1 protein-coding gene is annotated in these 512 nt (G+C 45.1%); it reads left to right on the top strand.

Features of this window, described 5'->3' with window-relative positions; genetic code table 11:
- The coding region (locus KYS23_RS20605; protein WP_218420084.1) for a transposase at positions 1-512 on the top strand (512 nt) is incomplete at both ends.

The raw sequence follows: 512 nt of genomic DNA, 5'->3' as shown, positions 1-512 counted from the left end.
ACAGATGTGGGGTTGAACAGTGCAATACAGTCGATATTGGAAGATGCAGAAAATGGATTTAGCGCGATATTCAGAGATGCATTACACACGGCATGGCAACAATACCTGAAGAGTATAGAGCTCGTAAAACACTACGAACAGAGTGTAGCTAGAGCCAGCAGATCATCAGAAGCTTGCAAAAATCTCATGAAGATAGAAGGTGTTGGCCCTACAAATGCCGTTAACTTGTACATCGCGTTAGGTTGCTGCGAGCTGGGCGTTTTCAAAAAAGCGCGAGACGCTGCTGCGTGTATTGGCTTAACGCCAATACAGCATTCTTCAGGTGGCAAAGTTCGATTAGGTTCTATAGGTAAAAATATACGAAATTCGACATTGCGCGCTAACTTAGTTGCGGGTGCTATGTCAGCAGTAAACCAGGCAGTTAAACGTGATTCACGAACGAAGAAAGATGAATGGATTAAAGGGCTAGTAGAGCGGCGAGGTAAGCGTTGTGCAGCTGTAGCTCTTGCCAA

It is taken from the genome of Alteromonas lipotrueae (assembly GCF_019249255.1).
Classification (GTDB): Bacteria; Pseudomonadota; Gammaproteobacteria; order Enterobacterales; family Alteromonadaceae; genus Alteromonas; species Alteromonas lipotrueae.
This window is presented reverse-complemented; position numbering and strand designations above follow the sequence as displayed.